The sequence below is a fragment of the Bryocella elongata genome, from assembly GCF_900108185.1.
Classification (GTDB): domain Bacteria; phylum Acidobacteriota; class Terriglobia; order Terriglobales; family Acidobacteriaceae; genus Granulicella; species Granulicella elongata.
In genome coordinates this window covers 169,770-194,162 of record NZ_FNVA01000009.1, presented here as the reverse complement: position 1 = coordinate 194,162, position 24,393 = coordinate 169,770, and the positions used below count along the sequence as shown (strand labels likewise).

16 protein-coding genes are annotated in these 24,393 nt (G+C 62.5%); 12 read left to right on the top strand and 4 right to left on the bottom strand.

Translation table 11 applies throughout. The annotated features are described in order from the left end of the window. Window positions 1-144 precede the first annotated feature (144 nt). The 3 genes from C4S68_RS21815 to C4S68_RS21805 all read left to right on the top strand — a co-directional run bounded on the left by C4S68_RS21815 (window position 145) and on the right by C4S68_RS21805 (window position 8,127). Entirely contained in the window at window positions 145-2,406 is a 2,262-nt protein-coding gene (locus tag C4S68_RS21815; protein ID WP_235011786.1) for a GH92 family glycosyl hydrolase, read from the top strand. 167 nt (window positions 2,407-2,573) lie between these two features. Continuing rightward, on the top strand, window positions 2,574-6,440 hold the full coding sequence (locus C4S68_RS21810) for a TonB-dependent receptor domain-containing protein (protein ID WP_103935237.1): 3,867 nt from the start codon (window positions 2,574-2,576) through the stop codon (window positions 6,438-6,440). Between the two features lie 19 nt (window positions 6,441-6,459). Continuing rightward, window positions 6,460-8,127, top strand: coding sequence for a glycoside hydrolase family 28 protein (locus C4S68_RS21805; protein ID WP_160115281.1), 1,668 nt, complete (start codon window positions 6,460-6,462; stop codon window positions 8,125-8,127). Between the two features lie 87 nt (window positions 8,128-8,214). Here C4S68_RS21805 and C4S68_RS21800 read toward each other — a convergent pair whose 3' ends face one another. Further along, a complete protein-coding gene (locus tag C4S68_RS21800; protein ID WP_103935235.1) occupies window positions 8,215-10,572 on the bottom strand; it encodes an arylsulfatase in 2,358 nt (785 codons plus the stop codon). Between the two features lie 66 nt (window positions 10,573-10,638). On the opposite strand from C4S68_RS21800, the gene C4S68_RS21795 reads away from it, so the two are divergent. The 6 genes from C4S68_RS21795 to C4S68_RS21770 all read left to right on the top strand — a co-directional run bounded on the left by C4S68_RS21795 (window position 10,639) and on the right by C4S68_RS21770 (window position 15,897). After that, the gene (locus C4S68_RS21795) at window positions 10,639-11,010 is read left to right on the top strand and encodes a hydrogenase maturation nickel metallochaperone HypA/HybF (RefSeq protein WP_103935234.1); all 372 of its coding nucleotides are present in this window, start codon (window positions 10,639-10,641) and stop codon (window positions 11,008-11,010) included. A gap of 20 nt (window positions 11,011-11,030) precedes the next feature. Beyond that, entirely contained in the window at window positions 11,031-11,744 is a 714-nt protein-coding gene (gene hypB / locus C4S68_RS21790; protein WP_103935286.1) for a hydrogenase nickel incorporation protein HypB, read from the top strand. Window positions 11,745-11,771: 27 nt separating this feature from the next. Beyond that, window positions 11,772-12,038: a HypC/HybG/HupF family hydrogenase formation chaperone gene (locus tag C4S68_RS21785; protein ID WP_103935233.1), complete on the top strand. Its 267-nt coding sequence runs from the start codon at window positions 11,772-11,774 to the stop codon at window positions 12,036-12,038. 45 nt (window positions 12,039-12,083) lie between these two features. Continuing rightward, window positions 12,084-13,202: a hydrogenase formation protein HypD gene (gene hypD, locus C4S68_RS21780; RefSeq protein ID WP_103935232.1), complete on the top strand. Its 1,119-nt coding sequence runs from the start codon at window positions 12,084-12,086 to the stop codon at window positions 13,200-13,202. Next, window positions 13,187-14,251, top strand: coding sequence for a hydrogenase expression/formation protein HypE (gene hypE, locus C4S68_RS21775; RefSeq protein ID WP_103935231.1), 1,065 nt, complete (start codon window positions 13,187-13,189; stop codon window positions 14,249-14,251). Before hypD ends, hypE begins: the two co-directional genes overlap by 16 nt. Before the next feature lie 296 nt (window positions 14,252-14,547). Then, a complete protein-coding gene (locus C4S68_RS21770) occupies window positions 14,548-15,897 on the top strand; it encodes an alpha-L-fucosidase (protein WP_103935230.1) in 1,350 nt (449 codons plus the stop codon). 44 nt (window positions 15,898-15,941) lie between these two features. Here C4S68_RS21770 and C4S68_RS21765 read toward each other — a convergent pair whose 3' ends face one another. From C4S68_RS21765 to C4S68_RS21760, 3 genes are read right to left on the bottom strand one after another with little or no spacing between them, the layout of a single operon-like run. Then, entirely contained in the window at window positions 15,942-17,102 is a 1,161-nt protein-coding gene (locus C4S68_RS21765; RefSeq protein ID WP_235011785.1) for a sigma-54 dependent transcriptional regulator, read from the bottom strand. Then, the gene (locus C4S68_RS23725) at window positions 17,099-17,329 is read right to left on the bottom strand and encodes a response regulator (protein WP_235011784.1); all 231 of its coding nucleotides are present in this window, start codon (window positions 17,327-17,329) and stop codon (window positions 17,099-17,101) included. Before C4S68_RS23725 ends, C4S68_RS21765 begins: the two co-directional genes overlap by 4 nt. Beyond that, window positions 17,326-18,456 (bottom strand): sensor histidine kinase, encoded by a 1,131-nt coding sequence (locus tag C4S68_RS21760; protein WP_103935229.1) that lies wholly within the window; start codon window positions 18,454-18,456, stop codon window positions 17,326-17,328. Before C4S68_RS21760 ends, C4S68_RS23725 begins: the two co-directional genes overlap by 4 nt. A 325-nt stretch (window positions 18,457-18,781) precedes the next feature. Here C4S68_RS21760 and C4S68_RS21755 point away from each other — a divergent pair, with 325 nt between their 5' ends. From C4S68_RS21755 to C4S68_RS21745, 3 genes are all read left to right on the top strand, one after another. Beyond that, entirely contained in the window at window positions 18,782-20,044 is a 1,263-nt protein-coding gene (locus tag C4S68_RS21755) for a TolC family protein (RefSeq protein WP_235011783.1), read from the top strand. A gap of 62 nt (window positions 20,045-20,106) precedes the next feature. Next, the gene (locus C4S68_RS21750; protein ID WP_235011782.1) at window positions 20,107-21,237 is read left to right on the top strand and encodes an efflux RND transporter periplasmic adaptor subunit; all 1,131 of its coding nucleotides are present in this window, start codon (window positions 20,107-20,109) and stop codon (window positions 21,235-21,237) included. Next, window positions 21,238-24,366 (top strand): efflux RND transporter permease subunit, encoded by a 3,129-nt coding sequence (locus C4S68_RS21745; protein WP_103935227.1) that lies wholly within the window; start codon window positions 21,238-21,240, stop codon window positions 24,364-24,366. Window positions 24,367-24,393 lie beyond the last annotated feature (27 nt).

The window sequence follows — 24,393 nt, the reverse complement described above, 5'->3', positions numbered from 1 at the left end:
ACTCCAAAGTTGCCGGATTCTCTACGTTTTCACTGTGAGTTCTTACGTAAGGACTCACGTTTTACGGCTAATTTGCTTGCACATCGCCCCCCGGATCGGGACGCTATGCAGATGGCATCGGCGTCCACTATAGCACTGCTACCCTTGGCTCTCTCTCTGGCTTTTCCTTTCGCGGCACCCTCCCAAAGCTCCCCGCACCCGTCGGAAACACCTTCCACCCACCCCAGGCTTTCCCCGCTGGAGAGCCTGAATCTTCGCATCGGCACCGCTGGCCAGGGCCAGATCGTTCCGTGGGTGGGCGCTCCCTTTGCCATGACCTATTGGAGCCCCGAGACCCGCGCCGGCGAGGTCAAGTGCATCGCACCCTACTACGATACCGACCGGACCTTCAGCGGCATCCGGGGGACGCACTGGATCTCGGGCTCCTGCGTGCGAGACTACGGCAGCTTCACCCTGATGCCCGAGTCGGGCAACCTCCGCCTCGAATCCGCGGCGCGCGCCGTCCCCTTCGACCACGCCCACGAGCACCTTTCGCCCGCCGCCTACCGGCTCGACCTGCCCGAGCAGGGAATCGGTATCGTCGCGACCGGGCGAACCCGCTCCGGCCTCATGAGCTTCACCTTCCGCCACGACGCACCGGCCTGGGTCGTGCTTCAGAACAATGCCTGGGCCGCCGGCGGATCTACCACCATCGACCGTGCCCACAACGAGATCAGCGGCTCCAACCCTGCCCGCCGGCTGTACGCCCGAGCCGGGGAGCCCGCCGGGTTCTCCGGCTACTTCGTCGTCCAGTTCGATCACCCGATCAAATCCAGCGGCACCTGGGATACCACCGGGAGGCACGATGGCTCAGCGAATCAGCCCACGCTGGAGGGCGTAGCGGCCCAGACCGGCGCTTACCTCCGCTTCGAGCTTCGGCCCGGCGAGACCCTCCTCGCCCGCATCGGCACCAGCTTCGTCAGCGTCGAGGAGGCCCGGCGCAACCTCGTCGCCGAGATTCCGGGCTGGGACGCCGCCGCCGTCGAGCGCGATACCGCCGCCCGCTGGAACGAGCTCCTCGGGCAGGTCGAAATCGATCCCGACGCCCCCAAAGACCAGCGTGAGGTCTTCTATACCTCGCTTTATCACTCCTTTGCGCACCCTCGCACCGTCTCCGACTCCGATGGTGCCTATCCCCGCTTCGCCGACCCCTCGAAGCTGATGCATGCCGAAGGCTTCACCTACTACGACGACTTCTCCGCCTGGGATACCTTCCGCGCCGTGCATCCGCTCTTCACCCTGCTCGCGCCTGACCGCGACCGGGACATGGTCCGTTCGCTGGTCGCCAAGGGGCAGCAAGGCGGGTTCCTGCCCATCTTCCCGGCCTGGAACAACTACACCTCGGAGATGGTCGGCGACCACGCCATCGCCATCATCTACGACGCCTTCGCCAAGGGCATTCGCGGCTTCGACGTCTCCGAGGCCTACCGCCTCGTGCGCCACAACGCCGCTGACGTTCCCAACGCCGCCGAGTCCGCCGATGGCCGGGGCCGCCGGGGCCTCGCCTCCTACCTGAAGTTTGGCTACATCCCGCTCGAGGACCACGTCCTCGACGCTTTCTCGCCCCACCAGGAGGAGCAGGTCTCGCGCACCATGGAGTACGCCTTCGACGATGGCCTCGTCTCGCGCTTCGCCGCCGACCTCGGCCACACCACCGACGCCGAGCTCTTCGCGAAACGGGCAGGGAACTGGCGCAACGTCCTCGACCCCTCCACCGGCTACGCTCGTGGACGCCACGAAGACGGCTCCTGGGTGACGCCCTTCGACCCCAACAAGCAGTTCCGCTGGCTCACCGAAGCCCTCGCCTCGCAGCAGACCTTCTTCGTCATGCAGGATGTCCCCGGCCTGATCGCCGCGGAGGGCGGTCGCGAGGCCTTCGTCGCAAAGCTCGACAAGCTCTTTGCCGACGGCGCCTACGATCAGAGCAACGAGCCCAGCCACCACATCGCCTACCTGTACGACGAGGCGGGCGCTCCCTGGAAGGCGCAGCGGCACCTCGCCGGCCTCTTCGCTTCCTACACCGATCGCCCCGACGGGCTCATCGGCAACGACGACTCCGGCCAGATGTCGGCCTGGTATGTCTTCAGCGCCATGGGCTTCTATCCGGTTACGCCGGGGCTGCCACGCTATGCCATCGGTACGCCGCTCTTCCCGTCGGTCACGCTGCATCTGCCTGGCGGCGGAACCTTCCGCATCGTGGCCGACAACGCAGGTCCGGGCCATCCATATATTGCTGCGGCGACGTTGAACGGCAAGCCTCTCACCCGAGCGTGGATCTCTCACGCCGAGATCCTCGCCGGAGGCGAGCTTCGCTTCCGCATGTCCGCAACGCCTGTAACTACATGGCCACAAGCCACTTCGCATTGATCTGGAAAGCTCCTTACAACTCCTTACGTGGGTCTTTCCAGTGAATTGACTTGCGAGTGCATGGGGTTCCTGGGGGATGCTTCGGGGTCCGCAAAAGAGCACCGTAGCGCGTCTCGAAAGGCGTCGCGGAAGCTCCAGGCGATACCGCAAGTCCCTTCAGGAGTCCCATGGCACTACTCTCGTTTCGCAACACCTGCTCTCGCCCGGCGTGGCGGTTCGCTCTGGCCGCCGCCCTTCTGCTGCCCCCGCTGCACTCTGTCTCTCTTCTCGCTCAGACCGGCCAGGGCGCTCTCTCCGGCGTCATCAAGGACGGCCACGGCGCCGCCATTCCGGGCGTGCAGCTGACGATCGTCGGCGACGAGACCGGGGTTCGCCTCACCACCCGCTCCGACCAGTCCGGTGTCTTTAGCGTCCGTTCGCTGAACCCCGGCAGCTACACCATGACCGTCAACGGAACCGGCTTCGAGAACGAGATCGTCCACAACATCGTCGTCAGCGCGGACCAGACCGCGACGGTCAACCCCGTGCTCAAGGTCGGTAGCGTCAATGAGACCGTCACCGTCACCGAAGACGCACTGCAGGTAGCCACCACCAGCCCCGACGTCGCAACCACCGTCGACCACCAGATCGTCGAGGCCCTGCCCTATCCCGACCGCAGTTCCCTCGGCGCTGCGCTGCTCGTCCCCGGCGTCACGGGCGATCCTTCGGTCCCCGGCGGTGTCTTCGGCGAGAACCCGGTCATCACCACCGGCCCCGTCGTCCCCGGCGCAAGCATCTCCATCGCCGGCGCGCCTCCGGGAACCGGGTCGATCCTCGTCGATGGCTCCGACGTCACCCAGGCCAGCTACGCCCGCACCGGCCTCAATCTCTCCAACGAGGTCGTGCAGGAGACGACAGTCATCACCTCCGGCCTCTCGGCGCGCTACGGCCGCACCGGCGGCGGCGTCATCGTACAGGCCACCCGCAGCGGCACCAATGCCTACCACGGACGCATCACCTGGCGGCACACCGATCCCTTCTTCAACGCCTTCCCGCTGGGAAACACGGCGCCCAACGCCCAGCATGAGAACTACTACGGCTTCTACATCGGCGGCCCGGTGCGCATCCCCGGGCTGTACAACGGCAGGGACAGGACCTTCTTCTACGCCGCCGGCGAGCCGGCCCGCATCCAGAATGCGCAGTCCTATCGCGGCTCGTTCAACACGCCAGAGGACCTGACCGGCTATCTGCATGACTCGCTGACACTGCTGGACCCGACCGTGTTGAAGACCAGCGGCTACGCAGCGGCCCTTAACGCCGCGCGCATCGGCGGCATCTACATCAACAGCACCGCCAACGCGCAGGGCTTCCCCATCAGCACGCTCGGCTCGGCACACACGCAGGCGACGGGCCCCCACGGCGTGGATGATGTCTCCAACCAGCTTGCGGCTAATCCGTTTGCGAAGTACGTGCTGTCGCTTCTCCCCACGCCCTCCAATCCTGGGCCGTATGTCACCTTCGACCACGCAGACGGGACCTACGACAACTCGGGCAACAATGCGAACTACAAGCGTGGTGTCTCGGACGTTGACAACCGCTGGAGCTTCCGCATCGACCATCAGTTCAACAACTCCAACCAGATCTACGTGCGCTATGCGGATGTCCCCATCTCCGGACCACGCTTCTTCGCGCTGTCCCAATCGAGCCCGATCAATCAGGTTCCCACGGACGTGATCGCCACGAACGACCTCGCCATCGGCTACACGCACACCTTCAGCTCCAGCCTGGTGGGCGTGCTGCGCTACTCCTTCCTGCGCGTGAACGAGAAGCGCACCCCGCCGGCGGGTGCGCTCACCGAGGACTTCGGCGCGAAGTACGGGTTGACGCCTGCGGCCGCTGGGGTTGGTTTCCCTGCGCTGGGCACCCTTGGCACCTCCACGCTGCAGCTCGGCGCCTCCACCCCCTACACCGATGTCGACCAGAACTTCATCGGCGGCGGCGACTTCACCTGGACCCACGGCAGCCACCTCTTCCAGTTTGGCGTGGACCTGCGCTGGATCCAGTCCAACGAGTATGACTACTCCAAGACCTACGGCGGAGCCTACAACTTCTCGCAGACCCTGACCAACACCACCGGCACCTCGGCCGGAACCGGCGGCAACGCGGAAGCAACCTTCATCCTCGGTGAGATCAACACCTACAGCGCCGCACCGACGAACGTCCCTGGCTACTATCGCTGGCACTACAACGCCGGCTACTTTCAGGACGATTGGCGGGTGACGCCGCACATGACCCTCAACCTCGGCCTGCGCTATGAGGTGGAGACGCCCCGCACCGAGAAGTACAACAACCAGGGAACGATCCTGCTGAATCAGAACATCACCGTAGGCACCCTCAACTCACCTGCAGCGTTCTGCTTCTCCGGCACCTGCGGCCTGGGCCGCAATCTCTGGCCCACGAACTGGCATGGGTTTGAGCCTCGCATCGGTCTGGAGTATGCCCCCACGCCGCACCTTTCCGCGCGTGCTGCTTATGGCATGATGCGTCTTCCGCTTACCGGCTACGAGAACCTGCCCGATCCTAACTTCAACATCTCGGCGCAGCAGGTGACGTACAACGTGGGCTCGGTGAATGCGCCGAACATCACCGACTACATCACCAACGGAGTTGGCCCGCTTACCGGAGCCTATGCAGCCCTGAATGCACAGCGCGGCACGGCTATCTCCACCGCGCAGGGCTTCACGCCCACGTATATCCAGCAGACCTCCGCTGTGCCCTACATGCAGAACTACAACGTCACCCTGCAGTACGAGCTGCACAATACGCTGCTCGAAGGCACCTACCAGGGCCTGCACGGCGTGCACCTGGTTGGCAGCTTTGCCGGCGCTATCAATGTGCCCTCGCTGAACACCATCGACAATGCGATCAGCCAGCACCAGAACCTCGCGGCCTCTTCGACGAACACCTACGGCATCGTGACCCCGGGAACCAGCTCGCTGGTCTCCGAAACCAACCTGCAGCGCTTGAATCCGTACCAGAACTTCTTCAACCAGAGCATCACCGAAAGCTACGCCCGGCGCGGCACCAACGAGTACAACGCGCTGTATCTCAAGGCGATCGAGCGCATCGGCCACAACCTCACGGCGCTTGTCTATTACAGCTGGTCGAAGTCGATGGACAACGTGCCAGACACCAACGCGGGCAGCCTCGGCAACTTCGGTACGACAGCACCGCAGGACCCGAGCAATGCCTTCGGCGAATGGGCCGTCTCCAGCTACGATCAGCCCAGCCGCCTCAAGGTGGGCTATAACGCCAACCTTCCCTTCGGCAAAGGGGAGCGCTTCGATCTGCACCACACCTTGTTGAACCAGATCGTTGGCAACATCTCCACTGCCGGCATCGCGACCGTGGCTTCGGGCTACCCCAACTTCGTCATCTTCGGCAACAGTTCAGGTGCGAACGGTAACTTCGTGTCGTTTACGCCGAACGGAACGAATGGCTGCACCACCAAGAACTTCTGCAGCAGTGCTGCGCTGCCCAGCGGTTACGTCCTTCGGCCCAACCTCATTCCGGGTGTGCCGCTCATCAACCCGCACTGGAAGGACAATCCCTTCGGCCTGAACGGTGGTACCTTCACGCCGTATCTCAACGCCGCAGCCTTTGGCTGCACCGTCAACTCCACGGGCACGCCGGTAAGCTGCACGCCGCCCGGAACGGTCGGAGCCCCAACGCTGGGTAACGCACCTCGTACCCTCACTGGCGCCCGCTCGCCGCGCGAGTTCCTCTTCGATATGCGCGTGAAGAAGGGCTTCTACATCAAGGAGCGCTACCAGCTCAACCTCATCGGTACCTTCAACAACGTCTTCAACCATCCCGTGTACTTCGCGGCGAACAGCACGGCCAATGATCCGCTGACCAGCGGCGAGACGTACACCGTAAACGGCACGACGCCAATCATCACGCCCACGCCGGCGGCAACGACCTTCGGCAAGCTCAATCCCAACACCGCCAACCTTTCGCGCGTGATTCGTATCGGCGCTGAGTTTGTCTTCTAACCTTGCAGGAGCCTCGTTCGTGATTGATCGCCGCAGTGTCCTTCGTTCGTTGACCGCAGCGGGTGCTGCCGCCGTCTCTCTGCCCTTCGCCGGGCAGGAGACGGCGCATGGTCAGCGGCCCACTTTCTTCGATCCTCGTGCGTTCGGAGCACGCGGCGATGGCAAGGCGCTCGATTCGCCTGCCATCAACAAAGCCATCGATGCCTGCACCGCGGCAGGCGGTGGCATCGTCTACCTCCCGCCCGGCGTCTACCGCTCCGGCACCGTCGAACTGAAGAGCAACGTCACGCTCTACGTCGAGGCCGGCGCGACCATCCTCGGCAGCACCGAGATGAGCGATTACACAGGGATGAAGGGTCCCTCGCTCAAGGGCGATGCCAATCAGTTTCATCTCATCTTTGCTCGCGATGCGGAGAACGTGACGCTTGCAGGCCCGGGAAGGATCGATGGCCAGGGCCCCAGCTTCTGGCTTCCTTCAGGACGCAAGCCGCTCCCTGAGGACGACCAATGGGCCGAGGTGACCGCACACGCCTACAAGAAGAATCCGAACGGCCGTCCCAGTCCGATGCTCGAGTTCGTCAGCTGCCGCTGGCTGCGCATCGAAGGGCTCCGCATCGAAAACGCCTCAGGCTGGACGATGCGGCCTATCAACTGTGACAACGTCGTCCTCCATGGGCTCAACATCAAGAACCCGAACTACGGCTCCAACACAGATGGCATGGATATCTGCGGTTGCCAGAACGTCTTCATCTCGGACTGTGCGATCGACACAGGAGACGATGCGATCTGCTTCAAGAGTGAGAATCCTTACGGCACGGCCCCGCGGCTGACCAGCAACGTCACCGTGACCAACTGCACGCTGACGACCTGCTGCAATGGCTTCAAGATTGGAACAGCGACAGAGGGCGGCTTCGAGAACATCGTATTCTCTAACTCGGTCATCTATAACTCCCCCGGACCCTACAAGGACCGTGTTATCGCCGGTATTGCACTGGAGACGGTGGATGGTGGCTGGATCGACGGTGTCACCATCACCAACATCCGCATGCAGCGCACCCGCACGCCCATCTTCCTTCGCCTGGGGAATCGCGCGAACAAGCATCACTACCCGCAGAACGGTGTGCGCAATGTAACCATCAGCAACATCGAAGCTTCGGAGGCTTTGCTCGCGGGCTCCATCGTCGGTATTCCCGGCCACTTCGTCGAGAATGTCACCATCTCCAACGTGCGCATCGAAAACGTGCTGGAGCCAAAGCCCGAGTGGGTTGACCTCAAGGTGCCCGAGAAGGAAGACAAGTACCCCGAGGCGCGCATGTTCGGTATGTTGCCTGCCTCAGGTATGTATCTCCGTCACGCACGCAACATACAACTGCGCGATATCGAGTTCCGCAACCCCGAAGCCGAGATGCGGCCCACCTTCGTGCTCGATGATGTGCATGAGGTCGGCATCTCAAACCTTCGCACAACACCGATCCGAGGTGCAGAGCCGGTAATCTCCCTGCATGCAAGCTCCGCCGTGTGGGTCCGCGATACGCAGGCGCCCGCGAACTGTGCGAGCTTCCTGCGTGCGAGTGGCGAAGGTACGAGCGACGTACTGCTCTCCGGCTGCGACTTGCGAAAGGCGAAGCAGGCGCTTGATCCCGGCAGCGACAAGGCGGTGGTCACGCTGCAGAACAACATTCCGTAGCTGACGTTACAGGTGAACTCTCCGGGCGTGTCGTAGCTTCCTGCTGCGACACGCATTTTTTTCGCCAGCCGTCTTCTCGCTCAAGGCTCAAGGCTCAACGTCGAGATCGATGTGATCGATCGTTCCGGTGAACGGAAACGGGCTCTCATAAGGCCCCACCGCTGAGGCACTGTCCTCTCCCACATCGAAGGTCTCTTCGAAGGAGAACGCCACGCGCACTGTGTCAGGAAGATGTGCCGACGCCACTCGCTTGTCGTTCACCTCAAGCACCACGTCCGCAGGACCTCCGACGCTCTTACTGGCCTCCACGAAACGCAACGTGATCTTAGCTGGTCCCGGCGGCAAGGCATCCTGCGCAGAGACCGTTGTGATCTTCCGCTTGAAGTAGTTGTAGGTGTAGCTCGGCTTGCCGTCCTTCAGAAAAAGGCTGAAGCCACCGCCTTCGCCGCCATCGGCCATCAGCACGCCATTCGCTCCGCCCTTCGGTATGTCCACGTAAGCCGTGATCGTGTGCGAGTGGTTTTCGTATGCAGGCGTTAGTGACAGATACAGATGCCCGGTGCCGGTGTAGTACGTAAAGTGATGACCTTCGGGCCGCGGCTGTCGCCCGCCGAAGCGCGGATCGATCGGGTAGACATTGTTCTCGCGCGCCTGTTCGTCGAAGACCTTCGCCAGCTCCGTAACCTTCTCCGGATGTTCGGCCGCAACGTTGTCTGCCTCGGAGTAATCCTCGCTCAGGTGATAGAGCTCCCATGGCAGCTTGTTCGGATCCGCCGGCGGTTCGCTCGAGTACACCCACGGCAGCGAGCCACTGCGCGACGCTGCCATCCAGCCATCGTGGTAGATCGCGCGGTTGCCCAGCATCTCAAAGTATTGCGTCGTCCGCAGCCCCGGAGCGCTCGCAGAGGCAAACGTCGCCAGCATGCTCCTGCCATCCATGCGCTGCTGCTTCACGCCGTTCACCTCGGTCGGAACAGGGATGTGCGCCGCATCCAGGATCGTCGGTGCAACGTCCGTCACGTCCTCAAACTGCGTGCGCAACCCCCCGTGATCGTTGATCCCCGCCGGCCACGTCACCACCATCGGGTCGCGCGTCCCTCCGAGATGCGATCCGATCCGCTTGCCCCACTGAAAGGGAGTGTTGCCTGCCCACGCCCAGCCCACCGGATAGTGCGGTGTGGTGTGGGGTCCACCCAGCTCATCGATCTCCTTCAGCATCTCGGCCGCCGTCGGCCCAACGCCGTTGATCGAAGCCATCGCATTCGACGTTCCCTGCACACCGCCTTCAAGACTCGCCCCGTTATCGCCCGCGATAAAGACGATCATCGTGTTGTCCATCTGGCCCGTGTCGTGAATCGCGGTGATGACTCTCCCGATCTCGTGGTCGGCCTGAGCCATGAAGCCGGCGAAGACCTCCATCAGCCGCGCCTCCACCTTCTTCTGCTCCGGTGTCAGCGAGTCCCACGCCGGAATCTCCTTCGGCCTGGGCGTCAGCTTCGCATCCGCCGGAATCACGCCCAGCTTCTTCTGCTGCTCGAAGACGATCTCCCGGTAGCGGTCCCAGCCCATGTCGAACTTCCCGCGGAAGCGCTCGATGTAAGCCTTCGGAGCCTGAAGCGGCTCGTGTGTTGCACCCGGCGCGAAGTAGACGAAGAAGGGCTTGTCCGGCGCGAGCGACTTTTCTTCCTTGATCCACTGGATGGCGTGGTCGGCCAGGTCCTCATTCAGTGTGTAGTCCGCCTTGCGCCCTTGCGGAGCTACCATCTCCACCGGCTTGGTGCCGTCGGTCAGTTCGGGATACCACTGGTCCGTCTCGCCGTTCAGAAAGCCATAGAAGCGATCGAACCCCTGATGCGTCGGCCAGTGGTCGAACGGCCCCGACACCTTCGCCTCGGCCTCAGGAATCAGGTGCCACTTCCCGAACGCCGCGGTCGCGTATCCATTCATCTGCAGTACCTGCGGCAGCAGCGCTGCCGACTTCGGAATGCTCGCGTTGTAGCCCGGAAAGTCCGTCGCAAGATTGGTGATGGTCCCCATACCCACCGCATGATTGTTCCGTCCGGTCAGCAGCGCCGCGCGCGTCGGCGAGCACAGCGCCGCCACGTGAAATCGGTTGTAGCGCAGCCCGTTCGCCGCCAGCGCGTCCAGCGTCGGCGTGGGAATCAGCCCACCGAACGTACCGCACTGGCCATAGCCCGCATCGTCGATCAGCACCAGCAGCACGTTCGGCGCGCCCTGCGGCGCCCGCACCTGCCACGGACGACCTGGAACAGCCTCTGCAATTCCGGGAGCGATCTTCCCGCGGAACGCAGGTGGTGTGACGGGCAACACCGTCCGATCCGGTTCCTGAGCGTGTACTGGTGCGAAGAGGACGGAAGAAGCCACCGAGCAAAGGGCCGGAAGAAGCTGATACGTTGCGCGCTTCGCACGCCTGCAATGGGACATGGCAACTCCTGTCTGGAACACGTGGCTGTCAGGTAGTACGATACCCGACCCTTCCGCTACAACGATATGCACGAGCTCTCGATCATCTACAGCGTCGTCAGCACCGTAACGAAGGCCGTCGCCGACCAGGGCGGTGGGCAGGTCATCTCCGTCCGCCTGCGCGTCGGCGCCCTCGCAGGGGTGGAGCGCGACTCGCTCCTCTTTGGCTACGATCTCGCGACCCAGGGAACGCCGCTCGCCGGCAGTGTGCTGGAGATTGAAGACGTCCCCGTCCGCATCTACTGCAGCTCCTGCGCGTGCGAGCAGACGCTCGTGGGAGTCCAGAGCTTTCGTTGCCCGGTCTGTGGCAGGCCCAGCGGTGACTTCCGCAGCGGCCGCGAGCTGGCAATTGAATCGGTCGAGATCGAAACACCGCAGTCAGAGCAGGCGCCGTGCTGATGCGGCAGGAGGAGACGCACATGGAAACGCGAGTACTTGAGCTGCGAAGGAACGTGCTCAACAAGAACGATGAACTAGCCCGCAACCTGCGCGCCCGCTTCCAGCAGGCAGAATTACTGGTGCTCAACCTCGTCTCCAGCCCCGGAACCGGCAAGACGGAGTTCCTCAAGAAGACCCTCACTGCCCTGCGCGAACATGGGCTCCGCGTCGCCGCTCTCGTCGGAGATCTCGAGACCGACAACGACGCTCACCGCCTCATGGAGAGTGGCGCTCCCGTCCGCCAGATCACCACGCATGGCTGCTGCCATCTCGACGCGGGCATGATCGAGCGTCACCTCGAAGGCTGGGCGCTCGAAGATCTGGACATCCTCTTCATCGAAAACGTCGGCAACCTCGTCTGCCCGTCCAACTACGATCTCGGCGAGGCGGTTCGCGTCGCTCTGCTCTCCGTCACAGAAGGCGAAGACAAGCCGCTGAAGTATCCCGGCATCTTCAACAGTGCGGACGTCGCCGTCATCACCAAGATGGACATCGCGGAAGCGTGCGAGTTCGACCGCGAGGTGGCGGAGGCCAACATCCACGAAGTACGCCCCGGTATGACCATCTTCGCCGTCTCCGCCAAGCGTGGCGTGGGTATGGAGGAGTGGCTGGCGTTCCTTCTGGAGCTGCAAAGCCCTCAGTCCAGGTATGTGATGGCCATCGCAGACGCGGGCAGACGTGCTGTGATCTCGTAATTTGCGGCAAAGGATAAGGAGCTCGAGATGTGCCTTGCTGTACCAGGACAGGTAAAAGAGATCTACGGCGAGAACGGCATGCAGATGGGCCGCGTCAACTTCGGTGGCATCGTCAAGGAGGTCTGCCTGGCCTACCTGCCGGAGATCGCCGTCGGCGAGTACGTCGTCGTCCACGTCGGCTTTGCCATCAACAAGCTCGATGAAGCTGCCGCGATGAAGAGCATCCGCACCTTCAAGGACCTCGGGCTCTTTGAAGAAGAGTTCGGCGAGCTCGGCGCATTCGAAAGCTCGTAAGCCCGCGAGGCATGAGACGCAGCGTTCAGCAGGAGATCAGCTCGTATGAAGTACCAGGAAGAGTTTCGTAACTCGGGAGCCGTGCAGCGGCTGCTCGCGGAGATACGCGAGACCGTCACCCGCCCGTGGAGCCTCATGGAGGTCTGCGGCGGCCAGACACACTCCATCCTCCGCAACGGCCTCGATCAACTCCTCCCGAAGGAGATCCGTCTCATCCACGGCCCCGGCTGCCCGGTCTGCGTCACGCCGCTCGTCGCCATCGATCGCGCCCTGGCCATCGCCGCGCGTCCCGGCGTCATCTTCTGCTCCTTCGGCGACATGCTCCGCGTTCCCGGCTCGGACAAGGATCTCTTCCGCATCAAGAGCGAAGGTGGCGACGTCCGCATCGTCTACTCGCCGCTCGATGCCGTGAAGATCGCCCGCGAGAACCCCGGCCGAGAGGTCGTCTTCTTCGCCATCGGCTTCGAGACCACCGCGCCCGCGAACGCCATGGCCATCGAGGTCGCGCGCCAGCAGAGCATCCGCAACTTCTCCGCACTCGTCTCGCATGTCCTCGTGCCACCGGCCATCGAGGCCATCCTGTCTTCGCCCGCAACCCGCGTCAATGCCTTCCTCGCTGCAGGCCATGTATGCAGCGTCATGGGCACGTGGGAGTACCCCCCGCTCGCCGAGAAGTACCACGTCCCCATCGTCGTTACCGGCTTCGAGCCCTACGACCTGCTCGCCGGCATCCTCGCCTGCGTGCGCCAGCTGGAGCGCGGCGAAGCTCGCGTCGAGAATGCCTACGAACGGGCTGTCAGCGAACAGGGCAACCTCCCAGCGCAGGCACTGCTTTCGCGCGTCTTCACCACCATCGATCGCGCCTGGCGAGGAATAGGTGTCATCCCTCGCAGCGGCTGGGCCCTGAGTGACGCCTACCGCGACTTCGACGCCGAGCATCGCTTCAGCGTCGGAGGCATCGTCGCCAACGAGTCCCCGCTCTGCCACAGTGGCGAGGTCCTGCAAGGCCTGCTCAAGCCCAACCAGTGCCCCGCCTTTGGGAAACAGTGCACGCCACGCACACCCCTCGGCGCGACCATGGTCTCCAATGAAGGCGCATGCTCCGCCTATTACAACTACGGCCGGCTGATCGCCGCAGAGGAACTCTTATGCTCAGCGAAGTAGAGTTTGTGATCGAACAATGGAGCTGCCCGCTCCCGCTGCGCGACTATCCGCGCATCGTCATGGGCCACGGCGGCGGCGGTAGCCTCTCGGCCGAGCTCATCGAGAATCTCTTTGTCCCCGCCTTCCGCAACGACGATCTCGAAGCGATGGCCGACTCCACCGTGCTGACTCTTCCCGCCGGCCGCATCGCCTTCTCCACCGACGCCTACGTTGTGCATCCGCTCTTCTTTCCCGGCGGCAGCATCGGCGAACTCGCCGTCCACGGTACCTGCAACGATCTCTCCATGAGCGGCGCCAGGCCTCTTTACCTCAGTGCGTCCTTCATCCTCGAAGAAGGTCTCGAGATGAAGACCCTGGCCGCCATCGTAGATCGCATGGCGCAGGCCGCGCGTGACGCGGGCGTGCGCATCGTTACCGGCGACACCAAGGTCGTGGAACGTGGCCACGCCGATGGCTGTTATATCACCACCGCTGGCATCGGCGTCGTCATGACGGATCACCCGCCGGCCCCCTCGAAGGCCAAGGTCGGCGATGTCGTTCTCGTCAGCGGAACACTAGGTGACCACGGTATGACCGTGATGAGCCGCCGCGAAAACCTCTCCTTCGAGACAGTGCTCGAGAGCGACTCCGCAGCACTCCATCCCTTGGTCGAGGCGATGCTCGCAGCCTCCGGCCAGGTGCATGTGCTCCGCGATCCCACGCGGGGTGGCCTTGCTACGTCGCTCAATGAGATCGCCCAGTCATCGCGCGTCGGCATTCGCATCGACGAGACCGCGCTGCCGGTGCGGCCCGCTGTTGCGTCCGCCTGCGAGATCCTTGGTATGGATCCTGTCTATATTGCGAACGAGGGCAAGCTGGTCGCGATCGTCGCTCCCGAAGACGCCGAGCGCGTTCTCCAGGTGATGCGTGCGAACCCTCTGGGACACGCTGCCGCAATCATCGGCGAGGTCGTCGCGGACCATCGCGGCACGCTGGTCGAACGCACCCGCTTTGGCGCCACGCGCATCCTTCCGCTCCAGATTGGCGAGCAGCTTCCGCGCATCTGCTAGGTCGATGGGTGCCAGGCGACTCACGGGAAACACCCCACAATCCGTAGCCTGATTCAGGACGCAACCCAACTTCTGCCCCGGGTCCCACCGGGATCGTTCCCCTTGTCGGGTCGATTTGCATCCGCCTCTATCTAAAACACACCTTTTGCTGATAAAAATAGTCGGCACCGATTCGCGCCTCTGATTCGTCACGCGTTGTCCCGGTCTGCAGCGCTGTGCCCCCGCACCGCGCCACCTTAGACTCATCGCCCCGGACCTCTTCAGCTCCTCTAAACCTCGCTCAAAGGAAAGACTCGATGGATCCCAAAATGCTCAGCCGCCGTGATGTACTTCTTGGAGGAGGCGCCGCCATGGCCTCGTTGGGAGTAGCCGGGACAGCACTCGCGCAGACCCCGGGCGCGCAGCCCGATGCGCCGCCAGCCTCCACGCCCGACCAGCTGCGTCGCATGAAGTGGTGGCATGAAGCCAAGTTCGGCATGTTCATCCACTTCGGCCTCTACAGTCAGCACGCGCGGCATGAGTGGGCCATGGAAGACGAGGCCATCCCCATTCCCGAGTACCAGAAGCTCGCGCCCGTCTTCAACCCTGCGCCCGGCTCGCAGCGTCAGTGGGCGAAGCTCGCCAAGGCTGCCGGCATGAAGTACATGGTGATGACCACCAAGCATCATGAAGGCTTCTGTAACTTCGATACGAAGCTCACCAACTACAACGCCGTCAAGCAGGGTCCGAAGCGCGATCTCGTGCGCGAATACGTCGACGCGGCACGCGCCGAAGGCCTGCGTGTTGGCTTCTACTACTCGCTCATGGACTGGCACCATCCGGATGGCGCAAAGTGCGCGACCGACGAGGCAGCACGCCGCCGCTTCGTCGACTACACGCACGGCCTCATCCGCGAGCTGCTCACCAACTACGGCAAGATCGACGTGCTCTGGTACGACGTGAGCTGGCCCCTCAAAGCCGATGGCTGGGAGTCCGAGAAGATGAACAAGATGGTCTTCTCGCTGCAGCCCGACATCATCGTCAACAACCGCAATGGCCTGCTGGGAGACTTCTCCACACCGGAGCAGCACATCACCGCGGAAAAGGGTGGACGCGCCTGGGAGAGCTGCATGACGCTCAACGACAGCTGGGGCTTTCAACGCGCGGACGATAACTGGAAGTCGTCGAAGACCATCGTCCGCAACCTCATCACCTGCGCGCACGATGGCGGCAACTACCTGCTCAACATCGGGCCGCAGCCCGACGGCGGCATCCCTCCCGAAACCATTCGTGTGCTCAGCGAGGTAGGTCGCTGGATGGACACCAACGGCCACACCATCTACGCCAGCGATATCTGTCTGCCGCGTCGCTCCAACTACGCCAGCTTCACGCGCACCGGCAACACGCTCTTCATGCACGTACACTTCTGGCCCGGAGAAGATGTCTCGATTGCGGGTCTCATGGTGAAGGCAAAGTCCGCGAAGCTCCTCAAGACCGGTCAATCCGTGACATTCACGCAGGACGAGTTCCGTCTGCATCTCACGGGTCTCCCGATGGACGCGCCCGATACCCCCGTCACGACCATCGCGATCGAATGTGATGGAGAGCCGACTCAGGACACGGACTTTGTCCGCAAGAATCGCCTCAGGCCCAGCGTCAATATCTAAGTGGAACCGACCATCGTAAGGACTGAGCCGCTGACATCAGCGGCTCAGTCTGTTGGTGGTGTCGCATCCGACGGCAGCAGGCCATGCTTCTCCATCCGATAGATGAGCGTTCGCCGGCTGATGTCCAGGAAGCTCGCAGCCCGCGTCTGGTTGCCGTGAAACCGCTCCAGCGCGCGCGAAATCAACTCGCGCTCCACAGCCTCCAGGCTGATCCCGTCTTCAGGAAGCTCCGCCCAGAGTGACGCCGGCTGTTGTGGCGTCGCAGGCGTCAATTCGAGGGGGAGATCGTCGACGATCACCACGTCGGAACTTGAGAGCACCACCAGCCTCTCAAGCACATTCTCCATCTGTCGCACGTTGCCTGGCCAGCGATACGCCACAAGCCGTTGCAGCACCGCCGGCGCAAGCTTCAACTCCGGCATCCCATGACGTTCTTTGGCCCTGCGGAACAGCGTGTCGATCAGCTCCGGAATATCCTCGCGCCGCTCCCGCAGCGGCGGGATCAGCAGAGGCACCACGGACAGCCTGTAGTACAAGTCCTCGCGAAACGATCCATCCTCCACCATCGCCGTAAGGTTTCGGTGCGTCGCTGCGATGATCCGTACGTCGACATGCAGTGGCTCATTCGCACCAATCTTCGAGATCTCGCCCTCCTGCAGGAAGCGCAACAGCTTTACCTGCGCGTCGAGCGGTAGCTCGCCCACCTCGTCGAGAAACAACGTGCCACCATCCGCGGCTTCAATGCGCCCCTGCCGATGAGCGACCGCTCCCGTAAACGCTCCGCGTGCATACCCAAACAGCTCCGACTCGACGAGCTCTGCCGGAATCGCTCCGCAGTTGATTGCCACGAAGGGCTTCGTCTTTCGACGGCTGCTGTGATGGATCGCGCGCGCGATCAGCTCTTTGCCCGTGCCTGTCTCGCCCTGAATCAACACGGTGGTGTCACGCTGCGCCACACGCGCGGCCTGATCAAGAACCCGCAACAGACTCTTCGACCGCCCGACGATGCCCTCAAACCCATACCGCTCATCGAGCGCCGTGCGTAGCTCCCGAACTTCCTCGATGAGGTTTTGTCGCTCCATGGCGCGATGGACAACCAGCAGCAGTGCTTCGAAGTCCAGCGGCTTCGTGACATAGTCATAGGCCCCCATCTTCATCGCTTCCACCGCGCTCTCGACGGTGCCAAAGGCGGTCACGACGATCACCGTCGTCTGCAGGCCTCGTGCGAAACGCGCTCCAGCAGCTGCAGCCCTGTCGTCGGCATACGCAGATCGGTGATGACCAGATGCGGGTCCAGCGACCGCAGCAGCTTCCATCCCTCTTCGCCATCAGAGGCCAGGGACACAGCATAGCCTGCCTCTTCCAGCTGCATCTTCATCACGCGCCGCAGGCTGCTGTCGTCATCGACTACCAGGATGTGATTGCGCTTCATGCCAGCACCTGCCCCGTTCCACGGCACCGCATCGCGACAGTATGACGCGGCAGCTCGAGGCGAAACACCGCACCACCGCCATCGCCTTCGATGCATTGAAGCCTTCCGCCATGCTGTTCCGCAATGTTTGCCGCGATAGCCAGCCCCAGCCCCGTGCCGGTCTCTTTCGTTGTGAAGAAGGGTTCAAAGATACGCTCGCGGTCCTGCACTGCGACACCCATCCCTTCATCCAGCACCTCGATGGTGACTGCGTTCGGTAACGTGATGCAACGCACAACTACGGAGCCATGCTCCGGCGTCGCCTGCACGGCATTCAGCAACAGGTTCAGCAGAAGCTGCTTGATCTGCTCGGGATCGCATTGCATCTCAGGTGCTCGGGGATCGGCCTCGATCCGCACAGCGACATGCCGCGCGCTCGCCACGTGCTGCGCCAGTGCCGCTACGGCATAGATCAGGTCGGCAGGGTCGGTAGGCTGAGGCCTCGGCAGCCGAGGCCTCGCGAACTCGAGGAAGTTGGTCAGCAGGTTATTCAGTCGCTGCGACTCCTTGGTCAGAATCTCCAGGCACTCTCCCCGTGACTCAGCGGAAGCCTGCCCGCGCGCAAGGATCCCGGCAGCTCCGCTGATGCTCGCCAAAGGATTACGAATCTCATGCGCTAGGCTCGCGGAGAGCTGGCCTGCTGCAGTAAGTCGTTCCGTCTTTTTCATCTGTTCAATATTCTGTCGCAGCTCCGTGTACACGTGCTCGAGCTCAGCCTTGGTCTCCTCGACCTGTAGTCGCTGCATGCGTTCGCGATCGGCAAGTAGTCCAGCGATGATGCCCGCTGCGCCAAAGATGCTCAGCTCCACGAGCTGATCGTCGGCATCCAGCCGGTCCACATGCCAGTGGCGATAGATCGAAGGCGTCTGCAGCAGTGCCGCCAGTAGCAGCGTGCGTGCTGCACCCCTCCATCCAAAAAAGAGTCCCGCCAGCATGAAGGGGAGGATGTTCAGGTGATGCAGGATATTGTGCAGCACCTCATCGCGTGGCGGCGTCAGCCACGTGAGTCCCGCAAGCAGGAACACCAGCAGCACCACACTTGTGGCCTTGGCGCGCTGCGAGCGCAGACTGACGGGCACGGCAACCATCGCTTCATTCTCCCACGTTCGTCTCGTGGCAAGTGTTCGCATAAGGTAGCTGGTTGGACTCGTGTTGGGCAGGCTCCGCGACATCACGCATAGGAAGAGCAATCAGCCTTCCATTCACGCGTCTGTGGTCCTTGCGATCGAAGTTGCCGGTCTGCGTGACCGCGACTGCACGTTTTGCAGCAGTCACTGTCCCATATGGAACACCTGTATGGTCCGCGAACAACGAGAATCGCCAGGATAAGCGGGATTCGTCACGATTCGCGTTTGGCGTTGCGATTGCCTATGCCAAGGCGTGAGACGAATTCCCATACTGTGTTCTCTTCTTGTGAGCTCTGCGCTCGCTCCCCTGGTGCTCATCGCGCAGTCTCCCATTCCTCGTGCCGCTGAGTTCCGCATGCGGCCAACGTTGCAGCCCCTGACGCTGGACGTTGCCATCGTCATGGCCGAGCGGAATAGCCCGCGCATCAAGCAGTCACAAGCGCTCGTGCAGCAGTATGAGGCCGGCATCCAGACGGCACGCGCGTATAGCAATCCAAGTCTAGAGATCTACGAGGGCCATCAGTATGCACGGCCCATCTCGACGCCCGCCGTGCCGGGCCTTCTGCAGCACTACGCTGGCTATCAGCCCATCGAGATCCCCTCCGAACGGAGAGCACGTCTGCATGGAGCGCAGCAACTGGCCGCCAGTGCAAGGTTCGCGGAGCAGGGAACGGCCCTGGCCGTCACTGCGCGCGTCAGTCACGCCTTCTATGACGCTCTTCGACGTCGTGAAGAGATCCAGCAAGCTCGCGAGAACCTTGTCCTGGTCGAGGATCTTCGACGTCGCGTCGAAGTCGAGGTCAACGTCGGAGAAAAGGGCAGGCTCGAGCTCACACGCGCGGAAGCAGAACTCGCTCGCGCCCACTTTGATGTGCGAAGCGCCGAACTGGAGTATGCCACTGCGATTGCTGCGCTACGTGTAGCGATCGCCGCGCCTCCCGATGCTCTGCTCGATCCGGAAGGGGCGCTTGAGGCACGCATCGATCTGCCTCCCGCCGGGCAGCTCCGCGCCGATGTGTTGCGAACCCATCCGGCAGTCGCGCAATCGCAGGCAGAGATCGACGCCGCAAAGTCTTCGCTCGAACGCGAGCGCGCCGCCCGCATCCCGCAGCCCACCGTCTTCGCCGAGTTCGAGAACCAACCTGACCTGCGTTACTGGCGTGCCGGCGTCACTGTGCCCCTCCCGCTCTTCGATCGTAGACGCGGCCAGATCGAAGCGGCGAAGGCTGCAGTCACACGGGCTGACGCTGGTCTCGATCAGAGCCGCCTCGAGCTTCTCGGAGCACTCGAACGTGCCGCGGAGCAGTACCAGCTTGCTGACCAACAGGTCGCGGCGCTGGAGTCTGGATCGTTGCACGCCGCGCAGAGTGCAGTCGAGGCCGCCAAGGCTGCCTATCGCTTCGGCGAGCGTGGCATCGTCGAGGTCCTCGACGCACAGCGAGTCCTGCAAAGCGTGCGTGGCGATCTTGTCGATGCGCAGTTCGCGAGACAGTCCGCGCTTGTCGATCTTGAAGAACTTGGCGCACTGCCGCCCAAAGCGAGGCCCTGATGAAACACCCGTTGCAATCCAGACGATTCCCGTCGTCTGCCTCTCGCATCGCGAGTCTGCCGATGCTCGCTCTCCTCTCGGTCCTGATCGCGACAGGCTGCAAATCGAAGCTCGCGGTGAAGCCCGTTGCCGAAAGTTGGGACCCCAATGAAGTCACCGTGACGAATGAAATCGCAGGAAACCTCAGCGTTGGTACCCCAGAGTACCGTGAGGTTCACGGAATGCTCGACGTCGCGGCTCACGTCGAGACCGACGCCCGCAACATCGCCCGCGTTGGCTCACCGGTCACAGGTCGCATCATGCGTCTGCTGGTCTTTGAAGGGCAGCAGGTCCGAGCCGGCGCCACGCTTGCAGTCCTCCACACCACGGACCTCTCGGACACGCAGTTCGCCTTTGTCAAGGCAAGCTCACTGTGCAACCTCGCGGAAGCAGCCGTGTCTCGCGCCGGTCAGCTCGTCAGCGCCGATGTGATCGGCAAAGCGGAGGTGGAGCGACGCCGAGCAGAGCTTGTCCAGGCATCCACCGAGGCCGCATCCTATCGCACGCAGTTGCTTGGTCTCGGCATGAGCGAAACCCAGATCCACCAACTTGAAGTCAGCGGCAAACTCAGCGCCGACTATCCCGTGATTGCGCCGAAGACCGGCACATTGCTCAAGCGCGAGGTCACCATCGGCCAGGTAGTGCAGCCCGCGGACCCGGCCTTCACGATCGCCAACCTCTCCACCGTATGGATTACAGCCAATGTTCCGGAAGAAGAGGCGGGCGTGCTGCACAAGGGAATGGCCGTAGATGTACTCATCCCAGCTCTGCCTGATCTGAAAATCCACGGGACGTTATCTTACGTCTCCCCCATCGTGGATCCGGCCACACGTACCGTCGAGGTTCGCATGGACTACAACAACAGTCGCGGCAGTCTTAAGCCAGACCAACTCGCCAATATGACCTTCACCGGCCACAAGGAACGCAAGCTCACCGTGCCCGATGCTGCGGTCGTTCGCGAGACCAACAAGGACTACATCTTCGTCGCGGAAGGGCAGAACAGGTACATCATGCGGGAGGTCTCGCTTGGTGAAGATCAGGACGATCATCGCGTCGTCCTTGGTGGCCTAAGACCAGAAGAGCGCATCATCATCGATGGCGCCTTCCATCTCAACAATCAGCGGAAGCAGAACGCGATCAAGGGAGGCGAATAGATGCTGGAGCGCATCGTCGCGGGCGCGCTGCGCCATCGCCTTATCCTTGTCGTCGTCTCCATCGTCCTGCTGGCCTTCGGCGTCAATGCTGCACAGAATCTCTCCGTCGATGCCTTCCCCGATGTGACGAATGTGCAGGTGCAGATCGCCACGGAGGCGCCCGGCAAGAGTCCCGAAGAGGTAGAGCGCTTCGTCACTGTGCCTATCGAAATCGCGATGACCGGCCTGCCCGGCATGACCGACATGCGCTCGCTCAACAAGCCTGGGCTCTCCCTCATCACGCTCGTCTTCTCCGATGAGAGCGATCTCTATCGCGAGCGGCAGATGGTCTCCGAGCGCCTCGCCGAGCTGCGCGACAACATGCCTGAGGGTGTCACCCCCATCCTCGGGCCCATCACCAACGCCCTCGGCGAGGTCTACCAGTATACCCTCGAGCGCCCGGGCGAGAGCGCGTCGAAGCACGTCCTGTCTCGCGAGGAACTCATCGAGCGCCGCACCGTTGAAGACTGGATCGTGCGCCCTCTGCTTCGTTCCATCTCCGGTGTCGCTGAGATCAACTCCACTGGCGGCTTCGTTAAGCAGTACGAGACCCTCGTCGATCCGCAGAAGCTCCACTACTACAACCTCACGATCAACGATGTCCGCGAAGCCATCGCCCATAACAACGAAAACGCCGGTGGCGGCGTTCTCCCCCAACATGCCGAGCAGTACCTCATCCGTAGCGTCGGCCTCGTCAACGGCGTCGAGGATCTTCGCAACATCGTGCTGAAGGAGCATAACGGTACGCCCGTGTACGTTCGCGATGTCGCAGACGTTCGCATCGGCACGGAGGTCCGCTACGGCGCCATGATCAAGAACGGCTACACCGAGGCCGTCGGCGGCGTTGTGCTCATGCGCAGCGGAGGCAACGCCAAGGAGATCGTCAGCCGCGTCAAAGAACGCGTCGACGAGATCAACCGCAAACACATGATCCCCGGCGGCCTGCAGATCGTCCCTTACTACGATCGCTCGCAGCTCGTCGACGCCGCCATCCACACCGTCACCGAGGTCCTCGGCGAAGGCGTCCTCTTCGTCATCGTCATACTCTTCCTCTTCCTTGGGGATCTTCGCTCCAGCTTCGTCGTCAGCGCGAACCTGCTGCTCACGCCTCTCGTCACCTTTCTCGTGATGAACCACATCGGTCTCTCTGCAAACCTCATGTCTCTTGGCGGTCTGGCCATTGCCATTGGCCTCATGGTCGATGGCTCCGTCGTGGTCGTCGAGAACGTCTTCGGTAAGTTGAGTCACGCAAAGCATGAGCACTCAGGGAGGAGTCAAACCCGGACCGATATCGTCCTGGCCGCAGTGAAGGAGGTAGCAACGCCAACGCTCTTCGGCGTCACCATCATCATCGTTGTATTCCTTCCACTCATGACGCTCGAGGGCATGGAAGGCAAGATGTTCGCGCCCCTCGGCTACACCATCGCGATCGCGCTGGCCATCTCGCTGGTGCTGTCACTAACCTTGTCCCCTGTCCTCTCGTCGTATCTGCTCAAGGGCGGCTCGGAGAAGGACACCTGGCTCGTCCGCATCCTTCGTCGTCCCTATGACTGGCTGCTCGCTTGGACGCTCGCGCATCGCAAGACGGCCGTCATCACCGTCGCGTGCCTCTTCGTCGGCTCGCTTTGTCTCTTCCCGCTGCTCGGCACGTCCTTCATACCGGAGATGCAGGAAGGTACCCTCTCGCCGAACGCTGATCGCGTGCCCAACATCTCGCTCGACGAGTCCCTGAAGATGGAGAAATCAATGCAGCGACTGATGCTGCAGGTGCCTGGCGTACAAAGCGTGGTCTCGCGCGTCGGTCGAGGTGAATCTCCTGCAGATCCCGCCGGTCCCAACGAGGCCGATGTGCTCGCTTCACTCACACCCTTCGACGAGCGCCCGCACGGCATGTCGCAGGAAGGCATGGCAGAACAGATTCGCAGCAAGCTCGCCGCGCTTCCCGGCATCAACCTCGTCATGTCGCAGCCCATCAGCGATCGTGTGGACGAGATGGTCTCCGGCGTCCGCGCTGATGTCGCTGTCATGCTCTACGGCGATGACCTGGATTTGCTTGTAGCGAAAGCCGGTGAAATCGCGAAGATCGCAACCTCGGTACAAGGTACGCAGGACACGCGCGTGGATCGCGTCGGTGGCCAGCAATACCTCACCATCGATATCAACCGCAACGCGATCGCGCGTTATGGCATCAACGCTTCGGACGTCAACGACGTCATCGAGACTGCAATCGCAGGCAAGTCAGCAACGCAGATCTACGAAGGCGAGCGACGCTTCTCCGCAGTTGTGCGCTTGCCCGAAAACCTGCGCGACAGCGTCGAAGATATTCGAGAGCTCGAGGTCAGTTCACCCGATGGCCCGCGCGTTCCACTCAAGGAGCTGGCAGCCGTAAAGGTGGTCGAAGGCCCTGCGCTCATCAACCGCAGCATGGGCAAACGGCGCATCGTGGTCGGCATCAACGTGCAGGATCGCGATCTGGGTGGCTACGTCAAGGAACTCCAGAGCAAGGTCGAACATCAGGTGGAACTCCCCTCCGGCTACACCATCGAGTGGGGCGGGCAGTTCCACAACATGCAGCGCGCCATGCATCACCTCATGATCATCGTGCCCATCACCATCGCTGCCATCTTCTTCCTGCTCTTTGTGCTCTTTGGCTCGGTGCGTTTCGCCGCGCTCATCATCACGGTGCTTCCGCTGGCCTCCATCGGCGGCATCGTCGGCCTCTTCGTCTCGGGCGAGTATCTCTCCGTGCCTGCTTCGGTCGGCTTCATCGCACTCTGGGGAATCGCTGTGCTTAACGGTGTGGTCCTGGTCTCCTACATTCGCAAGCTGCGCGAAGATGGGCTCTCGCAGGAACAGGCCGTCAGGAAAGGAACTGCACTTCGCTTCCGCCCCGTCATGATGACCGCGACGGTAGCCGCACTTGGGCTCATCCCATTCCTCTTCGCGCACGGCCCGGGCTCGGAGATTCAACGCCCCCTGGCCATCGTTGTCATTGGCGGACTCGTCAGCTCAACGGCGCTCACGCTTCTGTTGCTGCCTGCGGTCTATGCATTCTTTGAGGGAAAGGGTCCGCTGCACGTGCGCTCCTGATCGCCAGTGCGTTTCCCGGCGGGTGCG